General features: G+C 75.1%; 7 protein-coding genes. 6 read left to right on the top strand and 1 reads right to left on the bottom strand.

The features are described 5' to 3' along the window. Window positions 1-17 precede the first annotated feature (17 nt). Complete coding sequence (locus GTQ99_RS17295) at window positions 18-1202, bottom strand: PucR family transcriptional regulator (RefSeq protein WP_166616969.1); 1185 nt, start codon at window positions 1200-1202, stop codon at window positions 18-20. A 75-nt stretch (window positions 1203-1277) separates the two neighbouring features. Between GTQ99_RS17295 and GTQ99_RS17290 the strand changes: the two genes are divergently transcribed. From GTQ99_RS17290 to GTQ99_RS17265, 6 genes are all read left to right on the top strand, one after another. Further along, the gene (locus GTQ99_RS17290) at window positions 1278-2126 is read left to right on the top strand and encodes a nitrilase-related carbon-nitrogen hydrolase (RefSeq protein WP_166616968.1); all 849 of its coding nucleotides are present in this window, start codon (window positions 1278-1280) and stop codon (window positions 2124-2126) included. Further along, window positions 2123-3553 (top strand): dihydropyrimidinase, encoded by a 1431-nt coding sequence (hydA, locus tag GTQ99_RS17285; RefSeq protein ID WP_338075058.1) that lies wholly within the window; start codon window positions 2123-2125, stop codon window positions 3551-3553. The genes GTQ99_RS17290 and hydA overlap by 4 nt, the downstream gene beginning before the upstream one ends. Window positions 3554-3597: 44 nt before the next feature. Beyond that, on the top strand, window positions 3598-4659 hold the full coding sequence (locus tag GTQ99_RS17280) for a TIGR03842 family LLM class F420-dependent oxidoreductase (RefSeq protein ID WP_166616967.1): 1062 nt from the start codon (window positions 3598-3600) through the stop codon (window positions 4657-4659). Then, window positions 4656-5615: an ABC transporter permease subunit gene (locus GTQ99_RS17275; RefSeq protein ID WP_205707683.1), complete on the top strand. Its 960-nt coding sequence runs from the start codon at window positions 4656-4658 to the stop codon at window positions 5613-5615. Before GTQ99_RS17280 ends, GTQ99_RS17275 begins: the two co-directional genes overlap by 4 nt. Next, the gene (locus tag GTQ99_RS17270) at window positions 5612-6412 is read left to right on the top strand and encodes an ATP-binding cassette domain-containing protein (RefSeq protein WP_166616966.1); all 801 of its coding nucleotides are present in this window, start codon (window positions 5612-5614) and stop codon (window positions 6410-6412) included. Before GTQ99_RS17275 ends, GTQ99_RS17270 begins: the two co-directional genes overlap by 4 nt. Next, window positions 6409-7155 (top strand): ABC transporter permease subunit (locus tag GTQ99_RS17265; RefSeq protein WP_205707682.1); only part of this gene is annotated, 747 nt, incomplete at its 3' end. The genes GTQ99_RS17270 and GTQ99_RS17265, both read left to right, overlap by 4 nt.

Raw genomic sequence — 7155 nt, 5'->3', positions numbered from 1 at the left:
GCCCCGGCCCTCCCGCCTCAGCCGTCCTGCCAGCGCCAGGCGGTGAGCGCGAGCAGCAGCACGGAGGACTGCGCGGGGACGGTGACGTCCAGCCCCGTGCACTCGGCGACCCGGCGCAGCCGGTTGAGGACGGTGTTGCGGTGGCAGAACGTCCGCTCGGCCGCGGCGGCGACGGAACCGGTCTCGGCGTAGGCGTCGACGGTCTCCAGCAGCCGGTCGCGCTCGGGCGGCGCCAGCACGAGCAGCTCGTGCAGGACGTCGCGCGCCAGGTCCCCGCGCAGCCCGCCCAGCGCCGAGGCGGCCACCGCGACCGCCGTCCCCGCCAGCCGCGCGGGGGCGGTCGCGGACGCGGGCAGCGCCCCGGCCACCTGCTGGGCCACCCGCAGCGCCCGGGGCACCCGGCTCAGGCCGTGCGCGAGCGGTCCCACCCCGCACGGCACCACGCGCAGCACGGCGGGCACGACCGGGCGCCCGGAGGCCCCCGCGTCCACCGGCCAGGTGCCCCGCGGCCGGTGCGCCAGCACGACCGTCCCGCCGCGCCACTCGTGCAGGTGCGCACCGGCCGCCCGGGCGGCCGGTGCCGTCAGCGCGTTCCGGGCGCGCCCCGGCACGAACGCCACGAAGACGTCGTCGCCGGTGCCCGCGCCCAGCACGCCGGCCGCGCGCGCCAGCAGGTCGCCGTCCTCGCCGTCGGAGTCCAGGAACGCCTCGACGGCGCGGCGGCGGTCGCGGTCGCGCTCGAAGGCCAGCGCCGTGGCGGCCTCGTGGTAGCCGATCTGCACGTCGGTGGAGTGCTCCTCCACCGCCTGCCACAGCTGCACGGGCAGCGTCACCATCGCCACCAGCGCGTCCGGCGGCAGCCGTTCGGCCAGCTCCTCCCACACGATGCGGAAGTGCAGCCGGGTGCCGGTGGTCACCGCGGCCAGCGGCACGTCGAGCTGCGCGCGGTGGCGGCCGAGCCCGCGGGAGAGGTCCACGAACCGCTCGGGCACCGGCATCCCGACCAGGCGGCGCAGCACCCGCTCGTAGGTGTTCACCCCGTCGGCCAGCAGCCGGGCGCGCTCGACGGCGCCGTCGGAGTAGGGCACCACCTGGGTGAGGGCCACGACGAACCGCTCGGCGATGGCGTCGACGTCGCCGAGCAGTTCCAGCAGCACCGACCGGACGGCTGCGGTTTCGGCCGCGTTTCCCACGCTGTGCATCTGCACACAGTACGGGGGCGAACGCGTGCCGCGGCGTTCTTGTGACGGATCACCCGCCCGCGGAACCCTGGCCCCATGACGACGTTGCGCATCGCGCTCGTGCAGGCCGCCTGGACGGGCGACAAGGAGAGCATGGTGGAGGCGCACGAGGACCGCGCGCGGGCGGCCGCCGAGGCCGGCGCGAAGGTCGTGTGCTTCCAGGAACTCTTCTACGGCCCCTACTTCGGGATCACCCAGGACGCCAAGTACTACGAGTACGCCGAGTCCGTGCCCGGCCCGACCGTCGCGCGGTTCCAGGCGCTGGCCGCCGAGCTCGGGATCGTCATGGTGCTGCCGGTGTACGAGGAGGAGCAGCCCGGCGTCCTGTACAACACCGCCGCCGTCGTCGACTCCGACGGGCGCTACCTCGGCAAGTACCGCAAGCACCACATCCCGCACCTGGACCGGTTCTGGGAGAAGTTCTACTTCCGCCCCGGCAACCTCGGCTACCCGGTGTTCGAGACCTCCGTCGGCCGGGTCGGCGTCTACATCTGCTACGACCGGCACTTCCCCGAGGGCTGGCGGGCGCTGGGCCTGGCGGGCGCGGAGATCGTGTTCAACCCCAACGCCTCCAAGCCGGCGCTGTCGAACCGGCTGTGGGAGCTGGAGCAGCCGACCGCGGCGGCCGCCAACGGCTACTTCGTCGCGGTGCCGAACCGCGTCGGTGCGGAGACCGGCGAGTTCGGCGACGACGCCGTCGACTTCTACGGCACCAGCTACGTCGTCGACCCGCAGGGCAACTTCGTGGGCGAGAAGGCGAGCAGCACCTCCGAGGAGCTGCTGGTCCGCGACCTCGACATGGACCTGATCCGCCGCACGCGCACCGACTGGCAGTTCTACCGCGACCGCCGGCCGGACTCCTACGGGGACCTGGTGCGGCCGTGAGCACGGGGACGGGACGCACCCTGATCTCCGGCGGGACGCTGGTCTCCACCACCGGGGCCACCCCCACCGACGTCCTCGTGGAGGGCGAGGTGGTCGTCGCCCTGCTGGCGCCCGGGACCGCCGACGCGTTCGCCGTCGACCGGCGGATCGACGCGAGCGGCTGCTACGTGCTGCCCGGCGGCGTCGACGTCCACACCCACATGGAGATGCCGTTCGGCGGGACGGAGGCCTCGGACACCTTCGAGACCGGCACCCGCGCCGCGGCGTTCGGCGGGACCACGACGATCGTCGACTTCGCCGTGCAGCGCACCGGGGAGGTCGTCGAGCAGGCCCTGGAGACCTGGCACGCCAAAGCCGCGGGGAACTCCTGCGTCGACTACGGGTTCCACATGATCCTCGGCGGGGTGGACGAGGACTCGCTGAAGGCGATGGACTCCCTCGTGGCCCACGAGGGGATCAGCAGCTTCAAGCTGTTCATGGCCTACCCGGGGGTGTTCTTCTCCGACGACGGGCAGATCCTGCGGGCCATGCAGCGCGCCACCGACAACGGCGCCGTCGTCATGATGCACGCCGAGAACGGCACCGCCATCGACGTCCTCGTGCAGCAGGCGCTGGCCCGCGGCGACGTCGACCCGGTGTTCCACGGGCTGACCCGACCGGCGGCCATGGAGGCGGAGGCGACCAACCGGGCCATCGCCCTCGCGGAGGTCGCCGGCGGGACACCGCTCTACGTCGTCCACGTCTCCGCCTCCCAGGCGCTGGCCCGCATCGCGCAGGCGCGCACCGAGGGCCGCAACGTGTTCGCCGAGACCTGCCCGCAGTACCTGTACCTGACCCTGGAGGACCACCTCGGCGCCGGCGGCCCGGGCAGCTTCGAGGGGGCCAAGTACGCCTGCTCCACCCCGCTGCGCTCCAAGCACGAGCCGCACGCGGCCGACCTGTGGAAGGGCCTGCGCACCGACGACCTGGCCGTGGTCTCCACCGACCACTGCCCGTTCTGCTTCGCCGACCAGAAGCAGCTGGGCCGCGGCGACTTCTCGAGGATCCCCAACGGGATGGGCGGTGTCGAGCACCGGATGGACCTCGTCCACCAGGGCGTCGTCGACGGCCACCTGTCGCTGCAGCGCTGGGTGGAGACCTGCTCGACCACCCCGGCGCGGATGTTCGGGATGTACCCGCGCAAGGGGACGGTGGCACCCGGCTCCGACGCCGACGTCGTCGTGTACGACCCGCGCGCCACCACGCGCATCAGCGCCAGCACCCACCACATGAACATCGACTACTCCGCGTTCGAGGGCTTCGAGCTGACGGGCGCGGTGCGCACCGTCCTCTCCCGCGGGCGCGTCGTCGTCGACCGCGGCGCGTTCTCCGGCAGCCCCGGCCACGGGCGGTTCGTCCCCCGCGGTCTGTCGCAGTACCTGCGCTGATCCCCCCGCGATCCCCCCGCCGACCCAGAAGGAGGGACCCCGACGTGGACTTCGGCGTCGTCCTGCAGACCACCCCCCCGGCCAGCCGCGTCGTCGAGCTGTCCCGGCTGGCCGAGACGTACGGGTTCAGCCACGTGTGGACCTTCGACTCCCACGTGCTGTGGCAGGAGCCGTACGTCGTCCACTCGGCCATCCTCGGCGCCACCCGCAAGGTCGTCGTCGGGCCGATGGTGACCAACCCCGCCACCCGCGAGTGGTCGGTGACGGCCTCGACGTACGCCACGCTCAACGAGATGTACGGCCCGCGCACGATCTGCGGGATCGGCCGCGGCGACTCCGCCGTGCGGACGCTGTCGGGCAGGCCGACGACCCTGGCGACGCTGCGCGAGGCCGTGCACGTCATCCGCGAGCTCGCCAACGGCCGGCCCGTGGAGCACCGCGGGCAGACGGTGCGTCTGCCCTGGGCGCGGGAGTCCCCCGGCGCGCCGACGGAGGTGTGGGTCGCGGCCTACGGGCCGAAGGCGCTGGCGCTGACCGGCGAGGTGGCCGACGGGTTCATCCTGCAGCTGGGCGACCCCGACATCGCGGCCTGGACGATCGGGGCGGTGCGGCAGGCCGCCGCGGCGGCCGGCCGCGACCCCGGCGCCGTGAAGGTCTGCGTGGCCGCGCCGGCCTACGTCACCGACGGCAGCGCCGCCGCGCTGGAGCACGCCCGCGCCCAGTGCCGCTGGTTCGGGGGCATGGTGGGCAACCACGTGGCCGACATCGTCGAGCGCTACGGGACCGACGGCGGCGGCGAGAACCCGGTGCCCGCCGCGCTCACCGACTACATCGCCGGCCGCCAGGGCTACGACTACAACGAGCACGGCAAGGTCGGCAACACCCACGCCGACTTCGTCCCCGACGAGGTCGTCGACCGCTTCTGCCTGCTCGGCTCCCCGGCCGAGCACGTCGCCCGGCTGCGCGAGCTGCAGGCCCTGGGCGTGGACCAGTTCGCGCTGTACCTGCAGCACGACGCCAAGGAGCAGACGCTGCGCGCCTACGGCGACCTGGTGGTGCCGGCCATGGCCGAGCAGGTCCCCGCCCTGACGCGGGAGCCCGCGTGAGCGAGCTGCTCGCCACCCAGCTCGCGCAGTCGGCCGCGCCGGCGGCGGCGCCGGCCGGGGCGCGGGCCGGCGCGCGCCTGGCGCTGGGGCTGCGCCGCACCGCCACGGCCCTCGTCGGCGTCGCCGCGCTGCTGGTGGTCTGGGAGCTGTACCGGGCGTTCGGGCCGGTGCAGGGCGTCGAGGTCGGCGGGCAGCGCGTCCTGCCCCGCGCCGACCCGCGCTCCATGCCGGGGGTCGGCGAGGTGCTCGCCACGCTGGGCGAGCCGGAGGTGGCGGTGCCGGGCGCGCGCACCGTGGGGGTGGCGGTGCTCGACGCCGCCGCCGGGACGCTGCGGATGGCGGCCGGCGGCTGGCTGCTGGGCTCGGCCGCCGGTCTCCTGCTGGCGATCGCCATGCAGCGCTCCCGCCTGCTGGAGCGGGGCCTGCTGCCCCACGTCGTCCTGAGCCAGACCGTGCCCGTCATCGCCGTCGCCCCGCTCGTCGCCGGCTGGGGCGGCAGGCTGGCGCTGACGCCGACGCTGGCCTGGCAGCCGTGGACGTCGGTCGTCGTCATCTCCGCCTTCCTGGCCTCCTGCCCCGTCGCCCTGGGCGCCCTGCGCGGCCTGCAGGCCCCCGGCGGCGCGGAGCAGGAGCTGTTCGCCAGCCTCGCGGCGACGCGGCGCCAGACGCTGCTGCGGCTGCGCTTCCCCGCAGCCGTGCCCTTCCTCGTGCCGGCGCTGCGCCTAGCGGCCGCCCAGGCCGTCGTCGGCTCGATCGTCGCGGAGATCTCCACCGGCACCCGCGGCGGCATCGGCCGCCTCGTCCTGGAGTACGCCCAGCAGGCCACGTCCTCGCCGGGCCGGCTGTACGCGGCGATCCTCGGCGCGGCCCTGCTGGGGCTGCTGGCCGCCGCGCTCGTGTCCCTGCTGGACGTCCTGCTGCTGCGCGGCGGACGCGGACCTGGAGGAAACCCGTGAGCACCCCCGCCGTGCAGGTCGTCGGCCTGGACCAGCGCTTCACCACCGCCTCCGGCGAGGTGCACGCGCTCTCCGGCGTCGACCTCACCGTCGACGCCGGCGCCTTCGTCTCCCTCATCGGCCCCTCCGGCTGCGGCAAGTCCACGCTGCTGCGCTGCATCGGCGACCTCGTCACCCCCTCCGCGGGCACCGTCCTGGTCGGCGGGGTCAGCGCCCACGAGGCCCGGCTGGCGCACCACTACGGCATCGCGTTCCAGTCGGCGGGGCTGCTGGAGTGGCGCACCGTGCAGCGCAACGTCGAGCTGCCGCTGGAGCTGCACGGCGTCGGCCGGCGCGAGCGCGCCGAGCGCGCCCGGCACCTGCTGGACCTCGTCGGGCTGGGCGACTTCGCCGGCGCCCGGCCGGGGCAGCTGTCCGGCGGGATGCAGCAGCGGGTGGCGATCGCGCGGGCGCTGGCGGAGGAACCGCCCCTGCTGCTCATGGACGAACCCTTCGGGGCCCTCGACGAGATGACCCGCGAGCGGATGCAGGCCGAGCTGCTGGCCATCCGGGAGCGGACCGGCACCACGGTCGTGCTCGTCACCCACTCCATCGCCGAGGCCGTCTTCTGCTCCACGCAGGTGGTCGTGCTCTCGCCGCGCCCGGGCCGCGTCGTGCGGGTCGTCGACGTCGAGCTGCCCACCCGCGACGAGGACGCCCGCGAGCACCCCGCGTTCTTCGCCGCGATCACCGCCGTGCGCGAGGCGCTGCGCGGCCGCACCCCGCTCGCCGGCGCCCTGCACGGGGAGGACCGGTGAGCGGGCGCGCGCACGTGTGGGCCCCGCCGCTGCTGGTGGGCGTGGCCGCGCTGCTGCTGTGGCAGCTGGTGGTCGTCGCGGGCCGGGTCGCGACGTTCGTGCTGCCCTCGCCGCTGGCCATCGCGCAGGCGTTCGGCCCGGTGGCCGGGGACGTCGCGCGCGCGGCGCTCGCCACGGGCACCACCGCGCTGGTCGGCCTGGTGGCCGGCTCGCTGGCCGGGGTCGTGGCCGCGCTGCTGGCGGCCCGCGTGCGGGTGCTCGACGAGGTGCTCAGCCCGCTGTCGGCCGCGGCGAACGCCATGCCGATCGTCGCCCTCGCCCCGGTGTTCAACGCGATGTTCGGCTCGACCAGCCCGGTGCCGCGCCGGCTGGTGGTCGCCGTCGCGGTGTTCTTCCCGCTGTTCGTCAACACCGCGCGGGGCCTGCGCAGCATCGACCCCGTGCACGCGGAGCTCATGCGCGGCCTGGCCGTCTCCGGCTGGGCCGTCACCCGCCACGTGCGGCTGCCGGGCGCGGTGCCGCACCTGTTCACCGGGCTGCGGCTGGCCGCGTCGCTGTCGGTCATCGCCGCGGTCGTCGCCGAGTACTTCGGCGGCCGCCAGGACGGCCTGGGCTCGCGCATCACCTCTGCGGCCAGCGCCACCGCCTACCCGCGGGCGTGGTGCTACGTCCTCGGGGCGGTCGTCCTCGGCCTGCTCGCCTACCTCGCCGCGCTGCTCCTGGAGCGGCTGCTCTCCCCCACC

The sequence above is a fragment of the Kineococcus vitellinus genome, assembly GCF_009906315.1.
Lineage (GTDB): Bacteria > Actinomycetota > Actinomycetes > Actinomycetales > Kineococcaceae > Kineococcus > Kineococcus vitellinus.
The sequence above is the reverse complement of the archived record's forward strand: the minus strand, read 5'-3'. Positions and strand labels throughout refer to the sequence as shown.